Source organism: Microbacterium sp. NPDC060117 (genome assembly GCF_042729315.1).
Classification (GTDB): domain Bacteria; phylum Actinomycetota; class Actinomycetes; order Actinomycetales; family Microbacteriaceae; genus Microbacterium.
Map to the genome: position 1 here is coordinate 437,480 of NZ_JBHWXR010000004.1, position 15,146 is coordinate 452,625.

Here is a 15,146-nt window from a genome sequence, read left to right on the forward strand (position 1 = left end):
CGTCAGCCGAGCACGAAGCGGATCCGGGATCCGGGTGGCAGCTGGCCGGCGAGATCGAGGTCCGCATCCACGACCGCGCCGATGACGGGGTACCCGCCGGTGAGCGGATGGTCGGGCAGGAACAGCACAGGCTGACCGTCGGCAGGGACCTGGAGCGAACCCGTCACCGCGCCCTCGCTGGGCAGCTCGGAGAGTACCGCCCGCGAGAGGGGGACAACTCCGTGCAGGCGCAGCCCGATGCGATCCGAGTGCGGCGTCACCTCCCACTCCTGGCCGAGGAGCGTCTCGACGGCGCTCGGTGCGAACCAGTCCTCGCGCGGGCCGATCGTGATCCGCAGCGCCACGACCTCGCCCGGCGCGGGCAGCGCCCGTGCGCGCGGGAGCGGCTGCACCGCGGCGCGGACCGCGCGCGGATCGCCGATCCCGAGCGCCGCGCCGGTCCGCAGAGGCGAAGGGCCGAGACCCGCGAGCGTGTCGGTCGAGGCGCTGCCGAGCGTGCGGCGCACCGCGAACGCGCCGCGCACGGCCAGGACGCAGCGGAGCCCCCGCGTCGGGAAGCCCACCTCCAGCACGTAGCCGGGGGAGAGCGGGAACGGCGCACCCCTCTGGATCGCGTGCTCCGCGCCATCGGCGCCGGTGAGCAGGAGCGGACCGTCGGCGCCGGTCACGACGGCGACGTCGCCTCCGCGCAGACCTTCGAACCGGAGCCGTGCGCCGCCCAGCAGCTCCAGCACCGGGGCTCCGGCCGGGTTGCCGACGGCGTCGTTCGCGTCGCGCAGGGCGATGCGGTCCGCCGCGCCCGAACCCGAGACGCCGAGGGCGGCGCGACCCGGTCGTCCGCGGTCCTGGACGAGGATGGGGAAGGCCGTCTCCGCGACGACGACGCGCGGGCCGGCTTCGTCCACGTCAGGGCCGCTCCTGCGCGTCGTCGGCGCCGGTGTCGCATCGGAGAGGACGATCCGGGGACGCGAGGCCAGCGTGAACCGCACCCCCGTGCCCGGCGCGAGCAGCGCCGGAGGATCCCTGTCGGCGTCCCAGACCACTGCCTCGGTGCGGCCGATGAGCTGCCAGCCGCCCGGGCTCTCCCGCGGATACACGCCCGTGAAGGCGCCGGCCAGACCGACGGATCCCGCGGGGACCCTGGTGCGGGGCGTGGCGCGGCGGGGCACGTCGAAGAGCGGATCGGATCCGACGAGATACCCGAACCCCGGCGCGAAGCCCGAGAAGGCGACCCGCCACCGCGCCGCCCGATGTCGGGCGGCGAGCTCGTCGGCGGACACGCCCAGGAGCTCGGCCACCGCCGGGAGATCCTCACCGTCGTACCGCACAGGGATCCGGATCTCGCCGTGCGCGGTCGCCGGCTGTTCCGGCGCGGGCCACGAGCGCAGCCGCGCGCTCAGCGCCGCCGCCGACGTGCGCGCAGGGTCGTACCGGACCAGGACGGTGCGCGCCGCCGGCACCAGCTCGACGATGCCGGGGACGTCGCCCCAGGCGAGGTGCCGCCGGATCGCGTCGTCGAGATCGTCGACCTCGACGAGCAGCGCGTGATCGGAGGCGGTGAGGATGCGCATCGTCGGATCAGGAGACGCCGGGAGGGGCGACCTCGACGCCGGCGCGGTCGAGGGCGGCGCGCACGGCGCGCGCGATCGCGACGGCACCCGGCGTGTCGCCGTGCACGCACACGCTGTCGGCCTGGATCGCGACGCTCTCCCCGGTGATGGCGGTCATCGTCGCCGTGGTCGCCAGCTCGACGACGCGTGCGGCGATCGCCTCCGGCTCATGCAGCACGGCGCCCGGCTCGGAGCGGGGGACCAGCGTGCCGTCCGCGCGGTAGGCACGGTCGGAGAACGCCTCCCGGAGCACCCGCAGCCCGCGATCTGCGGCCAGCCGCAGCACACGGGATCCGGGCAGGCCCATCACGGCGAGGTCGTCGCCGGCCGCGAGGATGCCATCGATCACGGCGGCCGCCTGCACCTCGTCGTGCACGATGCGGTTGTAGAGCGCCCCGTGCGGCTTCACGTACGAGACACGCGCACCCTCGGCGGCAGCGAGGGCGCGCAGTGCGCCGATCTGATACAGCGTCTCGTCGGCCAGCGTTCCGGCATCCACGTCCAGGTCCCGACGGCCGAACCCGGCGAGATCGCGGTAGCCGACGTGCGCGCCGATCGCGACGCCGTTCCGGGCGGCGAGACGGGCTGTGCGACGTGCGGTCACCGCATCGCCGGCGTGGAAGCCGCACGCGATGTTCGCACTCGTCACGACCTGCAGCATCGCCTCGTCGTCGCCCATCGGCCAGGCGGCGAAGGACTCGCCCAGATCGCTGTTCAGATCGAGAGTCACCGTCGGCTCCGCTTCTCGTGGTCCCGATCGCCAGCGTAGAGCAGATCCCGATGCCGGCGGATCCGCCCGCGCAGGAGTCTCGGGCGACTTAGCCCAGCGCCTCCGCGCACACCACGGCCGCCGCCGCGGACCACGCCTGCGGGCGGCACGACGCGGGATACGGCACCGGGGCGACCCCGGGGGTGCGGCGGTCGCCGGCGTGCAGCTCGGGCATCCGATACTCGAAGCCCTCGGCCGCGTCCACGAGCTGCCGGGCGACCGAGGCCGCCTCGGCGCGGAGACCGGCGCGGAGCAGGCCGTGCACGGCGACCGCGGTGTCGTGCGCCCAGACGCTGCCGCCGTGATAGCTGAGCGGCCAGAAGCCCGCCGCGCCGGACGACATCGTGCGGATCCCGAAGCCGCTGGACATCGAGTCCCCGAGCAGCAGCGCCGCGCACGCGCGCTCCTCATCCGGATCCAGCAGACCGGTGCCGATCAGATGGCCGATGTTGCTGGTGAGGGTGTCGACGGCGGCGCCGTGCGCATCGAGCGCGATCGCGGGATAGCGGCCCTCGGACGTCGTCACCCAGTAGGCGGTGCGGAATCGCGTGCGCAGATCCGCGGCCCAGCTGCGCAGTGCGTCGCCGCCGTCCTCGCCCAGGGCGTCGAGCAGCTCCGCACCCCTCACCGCGGCCTCGTAGGCGTAGGCCTGCACCTCGCTGAGAGCGATCGGGCCCTCGGCGAGCCGGCCGTTGCGCCACTGGATCGAGTCGCCGGAGTCCTTCCAGCCCTGGTTCGCAAGGCCGTGCCCGGTCTCGTCGACATAGTCGATGAAGCCGGATCCGCTGGCGTCGCCATGATCGGTCATCCAGCCCAGCGCCGCGCGCAGGCTGGGCAGCAGCTCGCGCACCTCGTCCTCGGGCATGCCCGCGTCGCGCGCATCGGCGAGCAGACAGACCCAGAGCGGGGTGGCGTCGACCGTGCCGTAGTACAGCGGTGGCAGGTGCACGCCCTCGTTCGGCAGTGACAGTGCGCCGCTGCGGAGCTCGTGCGGGATCTTGCCCGGCGCCTCGGCGGTCGCCGGGTCCTTCTTCGTGCCCTGCAGGCGCGCGAGCACCCGCAGGGTCGAGGCGGCGATCGACGGATCCTGCGACAGGGCAAGGCGTGCCGCCCAGATCGAGTCGCGGCCGAACAGCGTGAAGAACCAGGGCGCGCCGGCGGCGTAGAACGCGTCGTCCGGGTGCGCGGGAAGCGCGAGGCGCAGGGCGGAGAGGTCGCCGGCGGCGCGGTCCAGCCAGCGGCGCAGGCGCGGGTCGCTGGTGGCGGGTACGGCGGGGTCAGCCGGCATCGAGGGCTCGGTCACGACCAGCGTGGAGTCCTCGAGGGTCAGCTCGAACGAGAACTCCTCCGTCGAGCGCGGCTCCAGCACGGTCGTCCAGCGCACCGCGAGGAAGGCCTCCTCGACCGCGATCGCAGACCCCGGGGCTGACAGCGTGAACGAGGCCGCACCCGAGGAGGCGCGCTCGCCGTCCCAGCCCCACGCCCCGCGATCGGCCATCCCGGCCTTGACGTGCTGCAGCGGCTCGAAGTCGGGTGCGATCCGCACCGTGAGGGAGACCGGTACCGGGACATCGCGATGCGAGGAGACGCGGATCCGCTCCTCGACGGCGCCGGCGCGCACCGTGCGGGTGCGGTCGAGGCGCACCTTGGGGTCCGGCTGATCGTCGTCGATGCCGCGCAGCACCGCGGCGAACACGACACCCTGGGGTGCGGGGGAGGAGCAGGCGATCGTCTCGACGGCCGTGCCCTCGACGGTGACGGTCAGTGCCCGCACATGCCGCACGTCGCCGTGGTACACCCCGTGGATCGGCGCGGATCCCATGTCTCCGGTCTCGTCCGACCACACCTGGGTCGGAGCCTGGAGGACGATGACGGCGTCGTTCAGGAGGGGCTGCAGCGGGGTGTCGGTCATGGGGCTCCTTCGTGAGGGGCGGTGTGCGGGCGCGGGGCCCGCCGGATGGGGATGAGGACGGGTCAGGACAGGGGGCTGGAGGGGAGGACGCGGGCGTCGAGGCGCAGCTCGGAGCCGTCGGCGGAGACGGCCCAGGCGTACGCATCCGGTCGCTCAGCCACGACCTCGACGAGCTCGGTGCCGCGGTAGAGCAGACCGACGCCCTCGTCGACGCCGCAGCCGGGAGGGATCCGCCCCGACGCGACCGCATCGCGGAAGACCGGGCGCCGGGACGGCTGGGAGTCGTGGTGCGGGCTGAAGGAGCCGGGGAGCAGGCCGAGACCGTCGGCGACGACCTGCGCCTCCGGGCCGAACGACGTCGTGGTCCCGCCGCGATGCCAGCACAGGCCGCCGGCTGATCCGCCGGCGAGCACGACGCCCGCCTCCCACGCCTGCCGAAGCAGGTCGTCCAGACCGTGCGCCCGCCACAGGGCGAGCAGGTTCACGACGCTGCCCCCGCTCACCCAGATCACGTCGCGGCTGAGCACGTGCTCGGCGAGGCGTTCGTGGTTCGGATGCGGGAACAGTCGGATGTGGCTGCCCTCGACGCCGGCCGCGCGGGCGGCCTCGAGCTCCGCGCCCTCGGCGACGCGGGGATCACCGCCGGCGGTGTTCACGTGCGCGACGCGGGGAGCGCGCCCGGTCACGCCGGCGAGCTCGATGGCGAGGTGCAGCAGGGGGCCGTAGGCGGCGTCCTGCCAGCCGCCGTCGACCATGCCGCCGCAGGTGGCGAGGATCGTGGGCGCGTCGGCGGTCATTCCTTCACCGCCCCGTCGCTCGAGTTCATGATGCGCTTCTGGAAGAGGAAGAACATCACGGCCACCGGGATGGTCATGATGATCGCCGCGGCGAGCTTGAGCGGATACTGGCGGCCCTGGCTGAGCTGTCCGTTCGCGAGCTGCGCGACGCCCTTCGTGAGTGTCGTGAGCTCGGGCGACTGGGTGGACACGATGAAGTGCGCGAGCTCGTTCCATGACCCCTGGAAAGACAGGATCACGATCGTGATCAGGGCGGGTCGCGCCATAGGCAGCACGACGGACCAGAACACCCGGAAGGTGCCGGCGCCGTCGATCCGCGCCTGCTCCTCGACCGAGACCGGGATCGACTCGAAGAAGTTCTTCATGATGAACACCCCGGCCGCATCCACGAGGAGCGGCAGGATCATCCCCGCATAGGAGTCGTACATGCCGAGTGTGTTGATCACGAGGAACTTCGGGATCAGCAGCACCACCGCAGGAACACTCATCACGGCGATGAGACCGGCGAAAACCACGGTGCGCCCGCGGAAGCGGAGCCGCGCGAGCGCGTAGCCCGCGAGCGAGTTGAAGAACACCCGGCCCGCGGTGACCACGATCGTCACGATCACCGAGTTCTTGAACCAGGTCGGGAAGTCACTGCGCAGGAACAGCTGCGTGTACGCCTCGGTCGTGAAGGTGTGCGGCACGAGCGCGAGCGGGTTCCCCGCCGCGTCCGGATCCGTCTTGAAGCTCGTCGCGACCTGGATGAGGAAGGGGTAGATGTAGACCAGCGCGAGAGCGATGAGCAGCGCGTACAGGACCGACGTGGAGGCGATCCGCACGGTGCCCCGGCGCTTGCGCCGGGCGACGAACGGGGCGGGAGCGGTGGCGGTCATCGCGGGGCTCCTTCGCTCGGGGCGGGCGCTCGGTCGACGGCTGCGGCGTGTGCGGCGGCGCGCTCGGCGGCCTCCACATAGGGGCGGTTGCGGCGTCGCGAGACGGGGCGCTCACGCAGCACCCAGCGCTGCACGAGCGTGAAGCCGATGATGATCACGAACAGGATGAACGCGATCGCCGCGCCCTGCCCCCATTCCTGGTTGAGGAACGACGACTGGTACGACTGGTACGCGGGCGTGATGGTGGTCTTGGCGGGCTGGCCCCTCGTGCCGGTGTAGATCTGGTCGAAGATCTGCCAGCAGCCGATGAGGCCGAGCGTGAGCACGGTGAACAGGGTCGGCCGCAGCTGCGGCAGGGTGATCCGCCAGAACCTCTGCCAGCCGTTCGCCCCGTCCATCATCGCCGCCTCCTGCACCTCGCCCGAGATGTTCTGCAGCGCGGCGAGGAAGAGCAGCATGAACGTGCCGCTCGTCGTGAAGATGGCCATGATGATGTACACGCACATCGCGACGCTGGGCCCGCCGATCCAGTCCCAGAACGACACCCCGAGGAAGCTGTTCTGGGTGAGCGCCGCGGGGCCGCCGGTCGCGCCGAAGTGCAGGATTCCGGACGGGTCGTTGAGCCAGTTCGGCCCGTTGATCCCGAGCCAGCCGAGCGCGGCGTTGACCGCGCCCGTGGTGGAGAACAGGAACAGGAACAGGACGGTGATCGCGACGGAGCTGGTCACCGAGGGGAAGTAGAAGGCCGTGCGGAAGAAGCCGCGGCCCTTGAGGATCTGGCGGTTCACGAGCACCGCGAGGAACAGGCTCAGGGCGGTCTGGCAGGGGACCACGAGGATCACGTACCAGGCGTTGTTCTTGAGGCTCATGCCGAAGTCCGCCTCGGCGAGCCCGCCGCCGAGCAGCAGTGCGGCGTAGTTCTTCAGGCCGACGAACGAGACGCCGCCGGAGAAGGGCGAGCCCCGTCCGCCCCAGTCGCTCACGCTCACCCAGAGCGCCATCAGGACCGGGACGACCAGGAACAGGCCGAGCAGGATCAGCATCGGGGCGGTGAAGAGCCACCCCGATGCGGTCTCACCGCGCCGCAGGCCCTGATGGCCTGAGGGACGGTGAGACCGCACGGTGGAGGAGGCCATGATTACTTGGTCAGGGCTTCCAGGTTCTTCTGGGTGGCGTCGAGGATCGCCTTCGGGTCGCCGGTCGCGAGCGAGCCGAGCTTGCCGTTGAAGTCGGTCACGACGTCGTTGGCGCCCTTCGCGGTGGGCACGCCCTGGGCGTAGTCCGCGCCGTTCAGGAACGGCACGAGCGCGGCGTTGTCCTTCTTCCACGTGTCGGCGGCCGACTTGATCGACGGCATCGGGCCGAATGCCTTCGAGAAGGCGAGCTGGCTGTCGGCGCTGGTGAGGTGCTCGACGAGGTCGAGGGCGGCCTTCTGGTTCTTGCTGTCGGCGGAGATGCCCCAGCAGTTCGTGAACTGCAGGGTGCCCTTCTTGCCGTCGGGGCCCGCGGGCAGCTCGACCGCCTTGTACTTCACGGCCGGGTAGTCGTTGGTCATGGCGCCGGTGATCCAGTTGCCTTCGACGACCATCGCGGCCTTCTGGGTGCCGAACGCCTCGCCGCCCCAGCCGGATCCGAGATCGGCGGCGAACTTCATCGAGCCGTCGTTCAGCAGTCCCTTGACGTAGTCGAGAGCCTTCACGTTGCCCGCTGCATCCGCGGTGGCCTTGGTCGAGTCGGCGTTCATGAGACCGCCGCCGGCGGCGACCATGAAGGCGCCGACGCGGGCGTACTCGCCGCTCATGGACAGGCCCACGTGGCCGTCGGCGGTGAGCTTCTTGGAGACGGCGGCGAGCTCGTCCCAGGTCTTCGGGACGTCGGCGTCGGTGAGTCCGGCCTTCGCCCACATGTCGGTGTTGATCACGAGCTGCAGCGTGGAGAAGTCCTTCGGCGCGCAGTACAGCTTGCCGTCGTAGGTGAACGACTTCAGCAGGCTGGGGTAGAAGTCGTCCTTGTTCTTGAGCAGATCACCGTAGGCGAGCAGGGACCCGTTCGAGGCGTATCCGGCCAGGGCGTCGGTGGACTGGTAGAACACGTCGGCGGGGGAGCCGGATGCGAAGCCCTGCGAGAGCTGCTGGTTCAGGTCGCTCGCTGCGGTCACGGTGGCCTTGACGCCCGACGTCTTCGACCACGCGGACACGGCGTCGTTGACGGCCTTGGTCTCCGCGTCGCCGGACGAGCCGATGAGGATGTTCAGCGGCTTGTCGGACGATGTGAGCTTCGTCGATCCGGTGCTGCTGCCGGCGTCTCCGCCGGAGAACCCTGAACCGCAGCCGGTGAGCGCGATCGCGCCGGCGAGGACGAGGGCTCCCGCCCCGAGCGCGGCGCGAGTGCTGTGCCGTGTCATGTCTCTTCTCCCTTGATGAGCATCCGTGATGATGTGTGCTTCTCGGTGGCGACGGGACGCCGTCGCAAGAATTTGAACGATCAAACTCTGTGTCGAATACGCTAGGCGGCGAGAGCACGGAGTGTCAAGGTGGGAAGGTGGTCCCGGATGCCGTGCCGGATCCGGGGAGGGAGAGACATGGCGAGAACGCCGACCGTCGAGGACGTGGCGGAGCGCGCCGGCGTGTCGCGGCAGACGGTGTCGAACGTGCTGAACACCCCGGCGATCGTGAAGCCGGCAACGCGCGAACGCGTGCAGCAGGCGATCGTCGAGCTGGGCTATCGCCGTCATGCGGCGGCCCGCCAGCTGCGCACCCGCCGCAGCTCGACGATCGGCATCCACCTCGATCCCTATGTCGGCGGCGTCTCCGGCGTCGTGCTGGACCGCTTCGTGCACGCCCTCACCGAGCGCGCGAGCGAGCGCGGCATGCGCATGCTCGTCTACGCCGCGCGTACGGCCGGCGATGAGATCGCACGGCTCGCAGAGCTCTGGGAGGGCTCCGAGATCGATGCCGCGATCATCACCGGCACCTTCCACGGCGACCCGCGCACGCGCTGGCTGGGCGAGGCCCGGCTGCCGTTCGTCGCGTTCGGACGCCCCTGGGGCGAGGACGACCTCGCCGCCCCCGAGCACCTCTGGGTCGATGTCGACGGCGCCGCCGGCACCAGGGCCGCCACCGAGCACGCGCTGGGCTTCGGCCCGAGGGTCGCGTTCCTCGGCTGGCCGACGGGTTCGGGAACCGGCGACGACCGGGAACGCGGCTGGCGCGAGGCGATGGCCGCCGGCGGCACGGCCGGGCCGCGCTGGATCAGCGAGGAGGACGTCGCACGGGCGCGGGCCGTCGTGGCGCGCGCCGAGGTGGACGTGGATGCCGTCGTCTGCGCGAGCGACTCCCTCGCGATCGGTGCCCTGCTGGCGCAGACGGGGGGATCCGCGCGGGTACCCGTGATCGGGTTCGACAACACGCCGACCGCGGAGGCGCTCGGCTTCTCCAGCGTGGAGCAACGTCCTGAGGACGTCGCCGCGGCGACCCTGGAGCTGCTCATGGGGCCGACCGGCGAGGCGGTCACCCCGCGGGACGTGCGAGCGGGCACCGCGCACGCGCTGATCGAACCGCGCCTCGTCGTGCGCTAACGGGTCGCTCGAGCGGGCGCGGCCGTTCGTCCGCCGATGGCCGCCCGCGTCGTGCGTCGGCCGAGCCGGGGCCCGTCGTGGGTCGGCCGAGCCGGGTCCCGTCGTGGGTCGGCCGAGCCGGGGCCCGTCGTGCGTCGGCCGAGCCGGGTCCCGTCGTGGGTCGGGCGAGCCGGGTCCCGTCGTGGGGTGAGCGGATCCAGCTCCATCCGCCCGCGACCGCGGGATCGGGCATAGCGTGGTGGCATGGCACGGATCCTCGTCTTCGGCGGCCACGGCAAGGTGGCCCTTCTGCTCGAACCCCTCCTCGCGGCCCGTGGCGACCAGGTGACCGCGGTGATCCGCGACGCCGGCCAGATCGAGGACGTGCGCGCGACAGGTGCGGATCCCGTCGTCTTCGACGTCGAGTCGGCGTCGCGGGAAGCCATGGCCGCGCTGATCGCCGGGCACGACGCGGTCGTGTGGTCGGCCGGTGCGGGAGGCGGCTCGGCGGAGCGCACCCGAGCGGTCGACCTCGACGCCGCGGTCCGGTCCATGGCGGCGGCGGCCGATGCCGGAGTTGACCGGTACGTGATGGTGTCGTACTTCGGATCCTCGCCGGAGCACGGGATCCCCGCGTCCGACTCGTTCTTCGCCTACGCCGAAGCGAAGGCGGCGGCCGATGAGGCGCTGCGGGCCACCGGACTCGAGTGGACCGTGCTCGCGCCGAGCCGGCTGACGCTGGAGGAGCCGACGGGGCGGATCGACGCCACGGCGGAGGTCTCGGGCAGCGTCTCACGAGCCGACGTCGCCCATGTGATCGCGCAGGCGCTCGTGGAGCCGGCGACCGTCCGACGCACGATCCGGTTCAACGCGGGAGAGGTTCCCGTCGACGAAGCGCTGCACGCCGTCTGATCCGATGGGCCAGCTGGTGCTGGTGCTGGACCGTGGGCTTTCCCGCCCTGGGGTCAGCGCCGGTTGAGCGCGGCCAGCGCGATCCTGTCCAGAGCCCACACGGCGAAGAGCGCGATCCCGGCGACGCCGAGTCCGCTCGCCCAGAGCGCCGCTGCCACCGCGGCGAAGAGCACGGTCTCGAGGAGCACCCGTCCTGCGGGGCGGATGTCGAAACGCGCCTTGGGCGACAGGAGCAGACCCCAGACGACCGCCAGCACGATGACGGCCGCCACGGCGCCGACCCATCCCGGCCAGCCGGGGACGAGCCGCACCGCGGCGGTGGCCGCTCCCGCCAGCAGTGCGAGCTCGATCAGGAACCGCAGTCCGAGGGCGATGCGCAGGCCAGGGCCGCCGTCGAGGAACGGATCGCGTGCCGGGCCGTCGCTCATCGGCGGATCAGGGCCGGCCGGCCAGCGCGGCGAGCAGCTCCAGCACGCAGAGCGCGGCGAGGCGCACGGTACGGGCGTCCTCGTCGTCCGCCGTCGCGTCCACCTCGGCGATGTCGGCGCTCACGACGCGGGGATCGCCGGCGATGCCTCGCACCAGCGCGCGCAGCTCCCAGGCCGCGAACCCGCCGGGCACGCTCGCGGGGCATCCCGGGGTCGCGGCGCGGTCGCACGCGTCCACGTCGATGTCGAGGTGCACGCGGGAGTCGTCTCCGGCGCCCGCGATCTCGACCGCCTCGGCCACGACGTCGTCGATGCCGCGGCGGCGCACCTCGTCCAGAGTGATCACCCGGATGCCCCAGTCCGCAGCGCGCTGCGCGTAGGCGGCGGAGTTCGCGAAGTCCGCGATGCCGATCTGCACGATCCGGTGCGGGTCGATCGCGGATCCCTCCGGGGCGTCCTCGACGAGGCGGCGCACGGGTGAGCCGTTCGAGACGCCGTCGCGCAGATCGAAGTGCGCGTCGATCGTGATGAGCCCCGTGGATCCGGATCCGAGGGCGACGGGGTAGGTGAGGGAGTTGTCGCCGCCGAGTGCGATCACGAGGCGCGATGCCGCGGACAGCTCGGACACGCGGGCGATCGCGCGGGCGATGCCCTCGTCGCCGTCCGGCTCGTGCACGTCGCCGGCGTCGGCGATCCGCAGCACGGTGTTCAGGTCGACCACGGGCGGGCCCATCAGGGTCGGGCTGTAACGGCGCAGGGCGTCGCGGATCGCGGCCGGCGTCGCATGCGCGCCGGTGGGCGAGAGCGACGTGCGCCAGGTCGGAACTCCGAGCACGACCGCATCGGCGGGCGTGCCGAACTCGGGCCAGTCGCCCCCGCGGGGCCAGAGGGGATCGTGCGACAGTGCCATGTGGAGTCCCTTCCCGGACGCGCGGGCGGCATCCGAGAACAGCGTGCCACGGCGCGGGTTCTCCGCGGGGATGCCCGTGCGAACGTTGTCTGGCCCACCAGACACCCAGCGTGCAGGTTCCGGTTCGTCTCGCCCGGGCCCGGTGGACTCCGGCGGTTGTCGGTCGGGTTCGCGCCGCTGTCGGGTGTGCCGGCATGCCTCGCTTGCCTGCCTGCTGCCCGCGACGATCCGCACACGATGTCACGATCAGCACACGAATACGCCGGATCCGTGTGCTGATCGTGACAGGGTGTGCTGATCGTGACAGTCCGCGGTTCGTCACACGCCGCGGTTCGTCACACGCCGCGGTTCGCCGCACGCCGCAGTTCGCCGCACGCCTCGGTTCCTCACCTCGGGTCGCCGCACGCTGCGGATCATCACTCGCCGTGCATCGTCACACCCCGCGGAGTGCGGCGAGGATCGCTGCCTGCACGGAAGGCCAGTCGTGCACGACCTGCGCGTAGTCGAACCGGAGGGTGCGGTATCCGAGGCGCGCAGCGGCGGTGTCGCGCACGAGATCCCGGTGTCGCTGCGTCTCTCCGTCGTGGTTCTCCCTGCCGTCCACTTCGATGATGAGCCGGTCGACCACGAAATCGACCCTGCCGACCCCGACGATGCGCACCTGGCTTTCGAGGCGCAGACCGATCAGGTGCAGTCTCAGCCGCAGCAGCGATTCGAGTCCGCTGTCCGCGTCGTGCCGTGCCAGATCGACGAGCCAGCGGGCGGAGGCCGGCAGAGCTTCGCGGATCCGCCGGCGAGCCGCCACGGGCAGAAGTCGTTGCCTCCAGGCGGACTCGAAGGCGGCGAAGAACGCCTCATCACCGGCGCAGAGGCGCAGGTGCAGCAGGGCGGTCTCGAGATCCGCCCGACCGAGTGGCGGTGAGCCGCGGTAGTAGTGCGGAACGCAGGCGCAGTCCGGATGCGCGCGCCCATGCCGCCCCGCGCCCAGCCAGACGTGCGGCCCGGCGACCTCGGGCAGCACCCAGATCCGCTGCTCCATCAGCACGCTCGCGCACGTGAGCGCGCCACCATGCGCGACCGCGGCGCGGACATCGGGAGCGATCGGGCCGGCCGCGAACACGCCGTCCCTCAGGCGGTCGACCGTTCCGGCACGCACGGCACGGGCGAGCGCTGTGCGGGTGAAGCCGAGCCGCTGCAGGTCCGTTCCCCGGGCGATGCCGCCGCGGCGTCGGATCGTGTCGATCAGGGAGAGCATGTCCTCAGCGTGGCGAACTCCACTCGCCCCTGGCGCCGACATCACAGGATCCGTGCACAACCCTCGATGTCGGGCCACGGTGAGGGACGATCGACCGGAACGATCGGCACACGATGTCACGATCAGCACACGAAAACGCCGGATCCGTGTGCTGATCGTGACGGGGTGTGCTGATCGTCACGGGGCCATGGGCAACACCTCACCCGAGCCCCTCCGGATCCAGGGGCTAGACCGAACCGAGGGGTAGTCCGGATCCAGGGAGCACCCGTGCTCGGCGGCCAGGCCGGGCCCAGGGAGCAGACCGGGCCCGGCACGGCTACACCGGGCCCAGGGACCAGACCGGGCCCGGCGTGGCTACACCGGGCCCAGGGAGCAGACCGGGCCCGGCGCGGCTACACCGGGATCACGGCATGGGCGACCGCGAAGATCGCGAGCCCCGCCAGAGCTCCGACCACGGTGCCGTTGAGCCGGATGTACTGCAGGTCGCGGCCGACCATGAGCTCGATCTTCTCCGTGGTCTCGGCCGGATCCCACCGCTCCACGGTGTCGGTGATGACCGAGGCGATGTCGTGCCGGTAGCGGTCGACGAGGAACACGGCGGCGTCGGTGAGCCAAGTGTCCACGCGGTGCTGCAGCGGATCTTCCGTGGCCAGACGATCGCCGAGCTCGCCGATCGCCACGGCGGCGCGATGGCGCAGCCCGCTCTCGGGATCCGCGAGTGCGGACAGGAGTCCGGTCTTCGCCGCGTTCCACACCTCGGCGGCCAGTGCGCCCACGCGCGGGCTGTCGAACACGGCGGCTTTGGCGTTCTCCAGACGCGCCCTCGTGTCGGGGTCGTGCTGCAGGTTGTTCGCCAGGCGGGAGAGGTATCCGTCCAGGGCGCGTCGGGCGGGGTGGCGTGGATCCGCCTGCACCGCGCGCACGAAGCGCACGGCCTCGTTGTAGGCGGCCTCGTCGACGAAGCGGTGCGCAAGGCGCGGCACCCAGCCCGGCAGCCGGCGCGAGAGCAGCCCCTGGAACGCAGCTGCGTTGCCGTCCAGCCAGGTGGCGATGCTGTCCACCGCGAGGTCGACCGCCCCGCGATGGGCGTCGGCTTCCACGATGCGCTGCAGCCAGGCTCCCGCGGGTGTGCCCCACTCCGGGTCGACCAGGTGTTCGCGGGCGAGCTCCGCGATCACGCTCTGCACGTCGTCGTCGCTGAGGGCGCGCAGCACGGCGGAGGCGATCGTGGATCCCTCCGTCGCGACTCGCTCCGCATGCGAGGGTTCGCGCAGCCAGGATCCGAGTCGCGCGGCGATCGAGGCGTCCTCGAGCTTCGTGCGTACGACCTCCGCGGAGAGGAAGTTCGTCTCGACGAACTCGCCGAGCGTGCGGCCGATCTCGTCCTTGCGGCTGGGGATGATCGCGGTGTGCGGGATGGGCAGTCCGAGCGGGTGCCGGAACAGCGCCGTCACGGCGAACCAGTCGGCCAGAGCGCCGACCATGCCGCCTTCTGCGGCCGCGCGGACGTACTCCAGCCACGGGTAGCGCCCCTGCAGCCAGAACGCGACGACGAACGCGATCGCCATCACACCGAGTGCGGCGAGGGCGACGGCCTTCATCCGCCGGAGGGCCCGCAGACGCTCCAGATCCGCCGGGGACAGCAGTGCTTCACGGGCGCGAGCCATGCGCCCATCCTTGCAGAGCCTCTCCACGCCTTGCAGAGCCTCACCGCGCGAGGCGGGCGGTACTCTCTACCTCGTGATCGAAGACATCAAGAAGCGCGTCCTGCACCGCACCAGCATCCTCGAGGGGCAGCTCCGCGGCGTCGCGAAGATGATCGAGAACGAGGAGTACTGCATGGACATCATCACGCAGTCCCGCGCGATCCAGCGTTCGCTCGAATCCCTCAACAAGCTGTTGCTCGAGAACCACCTGCGCACGCACGTGGCGCACATGTTCGACGAGGGCGGTGAGCAGCGCGAGCAGGCCATCGAGGAGCTTCTGAAGGCGTTCGACTTCCAGGCGAAGTAGCTCGCTCGTAACACGCACGAAACACGCATATTCGTTGACAGACGCCTGATCGACAACGAATATCGTCGCAGGAATCCGACGAACCTACGTTTTCCTCTGTACTGAGCGC

At 71.5% G+C, this 15,146-nt stretch carries 14 protein-coding genes; 3 read left to right on the plus strand and 11 right to left on the minus strand.

The features are described from left to right. Positions 1–2 precede the first annotated feature (2 nt). The 7 genes from ACFWCK_RS17840 to ACFWCK_RS17870 all read right to left on the minus strand — a co-directional run bounded on the left by ACFWCK_RS17840 (position 3) and on the right by ACFWCK_RS17870 (position 8,367). On the minus strand, positions 3–1,571 hold the full coding sequence (locus tag ACFWCK_RS17840; protein WP_378807146.1) for a carboxyltransferase domain-containing protein: 1,569 nt from the start codon (positions 1,569–1,571) through the stop codon (positions 3–5). A gap of 7 nt (positions 1,572–1,578) precedes the next feature. Then, positions 1,579–2,289, minus strand: coding sequence for a LamB/YcsF family protein (locus tag ACFWCK_RS17845; RefSeq protein WP_378807389.1), 711 nt, complete (start codon positions 2,287–2,289; stop codon positions 1,579–1,581). Positions 2,290–2,428: 139 nt separating this feature from the next. Next, positions 2,429–4,291 (minus strand): glycogen debranching N-terminal domain-containing protein, encoded by a 1,863-nt coding sequence (locus ACFWCK_RS17850; RefSeq protein ID WP_378807147.1) that lies wholly within the window; start codon positions 4,289–4,291, stop codon positions 2,429–2,431. Between the two features lie 62 nt (positions 4,292–4,353). Further along, positions 4,354–5,088: a Type 1 glutamine amidotransferase-like domain-containing protein gene (locus ACFWCK_RS17855; protein WP_378807149.1), complete on the minus strand. Its 735-nt coding sequence runs from the start codon at positions 5,086–5,088 to the stop codon at positions 4,354–4,356. Then, positions 5,085–5,963 carry a carbohydrate ABC transporter permease gene (locus ACFWCK_RS17860; protein WP_378807150.1) on the minus strand — a complete coding sequence of 293 codons (879 nt, stop codon included), beginning with the start codon at positions 5,961–5,963 and terminating at the stop codon, positions 5,085–5,087. Before ACFWCK_RS17860 ends, ACFWCK_RS17855 begins: the two co-directional genes overlap by 4 nt. Further along, positions 5,960–7,099, minus strand: a complete 1,140-nt coding sequence (locus ACFWCK_RS17865) for a carbohydrate ABC transporter permease (protein WP_378807151.1) — start codon at positions 7,097–7,099, stop codon at positions 5,960–5,962. The genes ACFWCK_RS17860 and ACFWCK_RS17865 overlap by 4 nt, the downstream gene beginning before the upstream one ends. Positions 7,100–7,101: 2 nt before the next feature. After that, on the minus strand, positions 7,102–8,367 hold the full coding sequence (locus ACFWCK_RS17870; RefSeq protein ID WP_378807152.1) for an extracellular solute-binding protein: 1,266 nt from the start codon (positions 8,365–8,367) through the stop codon (positions 7,102–7,104). 177 nt (positions 8,368–8,544) lie between these two features. On the opposite strand from ACFWCK_RS17870, the gene ACFWCK_RS17875 reads away from it, so the two are divergent. Continuing rightward, on the plus strand, positions 8,545–9,540 hold the full coding sequence (locus tag ACFWCK_RS17875) for a LacI family DNA-binding transcriptional regulator (RefSeq protein WP_378807153.1): 996 nt from the start codon (positions 8,545–8,547) through the stop codon (positions 9,538–9,540). 243 nt (positions 9,541–9,783) lie between these two features. After that, a complete protein-coding gene (locus tag ACFWCK_RS17880; protein ID WP_378807155.1) occupies positions 9,784–10,431 on the plus strand; it encodes an NAD(P)H-binding protein in 648 nt (215 codons plus the stop codon). Between the two features lie 53 nt (positions 10,432–10,484). On the opposite strand, the gene ACFWCK_RS17885 is transcribed toward ACFWCK_RS17880, so the two are convergent. From ACFWCK_RS17885 to ACFWCK_RS17900, 4 genes are all read right to left on the minus strand, one after another. Continuing rightward, entirely contained in the window at positions 10,485–10,859 is a 375-nt protein-coding gene (locus tag ACFWCK_RS17885; protein ID WP_378807156.1) for a DUF2568 domain-containing protein, read from the minus strand. A 7-nt stretch (positions 10,860–10,866) separates the two neighbouring features. Further along, positions 10,867–11,769 (minus strand): agmatinase family protein, encoded by a 903-nt coding sequence (locus ACFWCK_RS17890; RefSeq protein WP_378807157.1) that lies wholly within the window; start codon positions 11,767–11,769, stop codon positions 10,867–10,869. A gap of 433 nt (positions 11,770–12,202) precedes the next feature. Beyond that, positions 12,203–13,024, minus strand: a complete 822-nt coding sequence (locus ACFWCK_RS17895; RefSeq protein WP_378807158.1) for a DUF559 domain-containing protein — start codon at positions 13,022–13,024, stop codon at positions 12,203–12,205. A 392-nt stretch (positions 13,025–13,416) separates the two neighbouring features. After that, entirely contained in the window at positions 13,417–14,691 is a 1,275-nt protein-coding gene (locus ACFWCK_RS17900) for a DUF445 domain-containing protein (protein WP_378807159.1), read from the minus strand. A 73-nt stretch (positions 14,692–14,764) separates the two neighbouring features. Between ACFWCK_RS17900 and ACFWCK_RS17905 the strand changes: the two genes are divergently transcribed. Then, positions 14,765–15,037: a metal-sensitive transcriptional regulator gene (locus tag ACFWCK_RS17905; RefSeq protein ID WP_378807161.1), complete on the plus strand. Its 273-nt coding sequence runs from the start codon at positions 14,765–14,767 to the stop codon at positions 15,035–15,037. The last annotated feature ends 109 nt before the right edge of the window (positions 15,038–15,146 follow it).

Bases quoted from the DNA above. Each gene is read 5' to 3' on its own strand.
- ACFWCK_RS17840 (WP_378807146.1), bottom strand. From the start codon at position 1,571: ATGCGCATCCTCACCGCCTCCGATCACGCGCTGCTCGTCGAGGTCGAC.
- ACFWCK_RS17845 (WP_378807389.1), bottom strand. From the start codon at position 2,289: ATGGGCGACGACGAGGCGATGCTGCAGGTCGTGACGAGTGCGAACATC.
- ACFWCK_RS17850 (WP_378807147.1), bottom strand. From the start codon at position 4,291: ATGACCGACACCCCGCTGCAGCCCCTCCTGAACGACGCCGTCATCGTC.
- ACFWCK_RS17855 (WP_378807149.1), bottom strand. From the start codon at position 5,088: ATGACCGCCGACGCGCCCACGATCCTCGCCACCTGCGGCGGCATGGTC.
- ACFWCK_RS17860 (WP_378807150.1), bottom strand. From the start codon at position 5,963: ATGACCGCCACCGCTCCCGCCCCGTTCGTCGCCCGGCGCAAGCGCCGG.
- ACFWCK_RS17865 (WP_378807151.1), bottom strand. From the start codon at position 7,099: ATGGCCTCCTCCACCGTGCGGTCTCACCGTCCCTCAGGCCATCAGGGC.
- ACFWCK_RS17870 (WP_378807152.1), bottom strand. From the start codon at position 8,367: ATGACACGGCACAGCACTCGCGCCGCGCTCGGGGCGGGAGCCCTCGTC.
- ACFWCK_RS17875 (WP_378807153.1), top strand. From the start codon at position 8,545: ATGGCGAGAACGCCGACCGTCGAGGACGTGGCGGAGCGCGCCGGCGTG.
- ACFWCK_RS17880 (WP_378807155.1), top strand. From the start codon at position 9,784: ATGGCACGGATCCTCGTCTTCGGCGGCCACGGCAAGGTGGCCCTTCTG.
- ACFWCK_RS17885 (WP_378807156.1), bottom strand. From the start codon at position 10,859: ATGAGCGACGGCCCGGCACGCGATCCGTTCCTCGACGGCGGCCCTGGC.
- ACFWCK_RS17890 (WP_378807157.1), bottom strand. From the start codon at position 11,769: ATGGCACTGTCGCACGATCCCCTCTGGCCCCGCGGGGGCGACTGGCCC.
- ACFWCK_RS17895 (WP_378807158.1), bottom strand. From the start codon at position 13,024: ATGCTCTCCCTGATCGACACGATCCGACGCCGCGGCGGCATCGCCCGG.
- ACFWCK_RS17900 (WP_378807159.1), bottom strand. From the start codon at position 14,691: ATGGCTCGCGCCCGTGAAGCACTGCTGTCCCCGGCGGATCTGGAGCGT.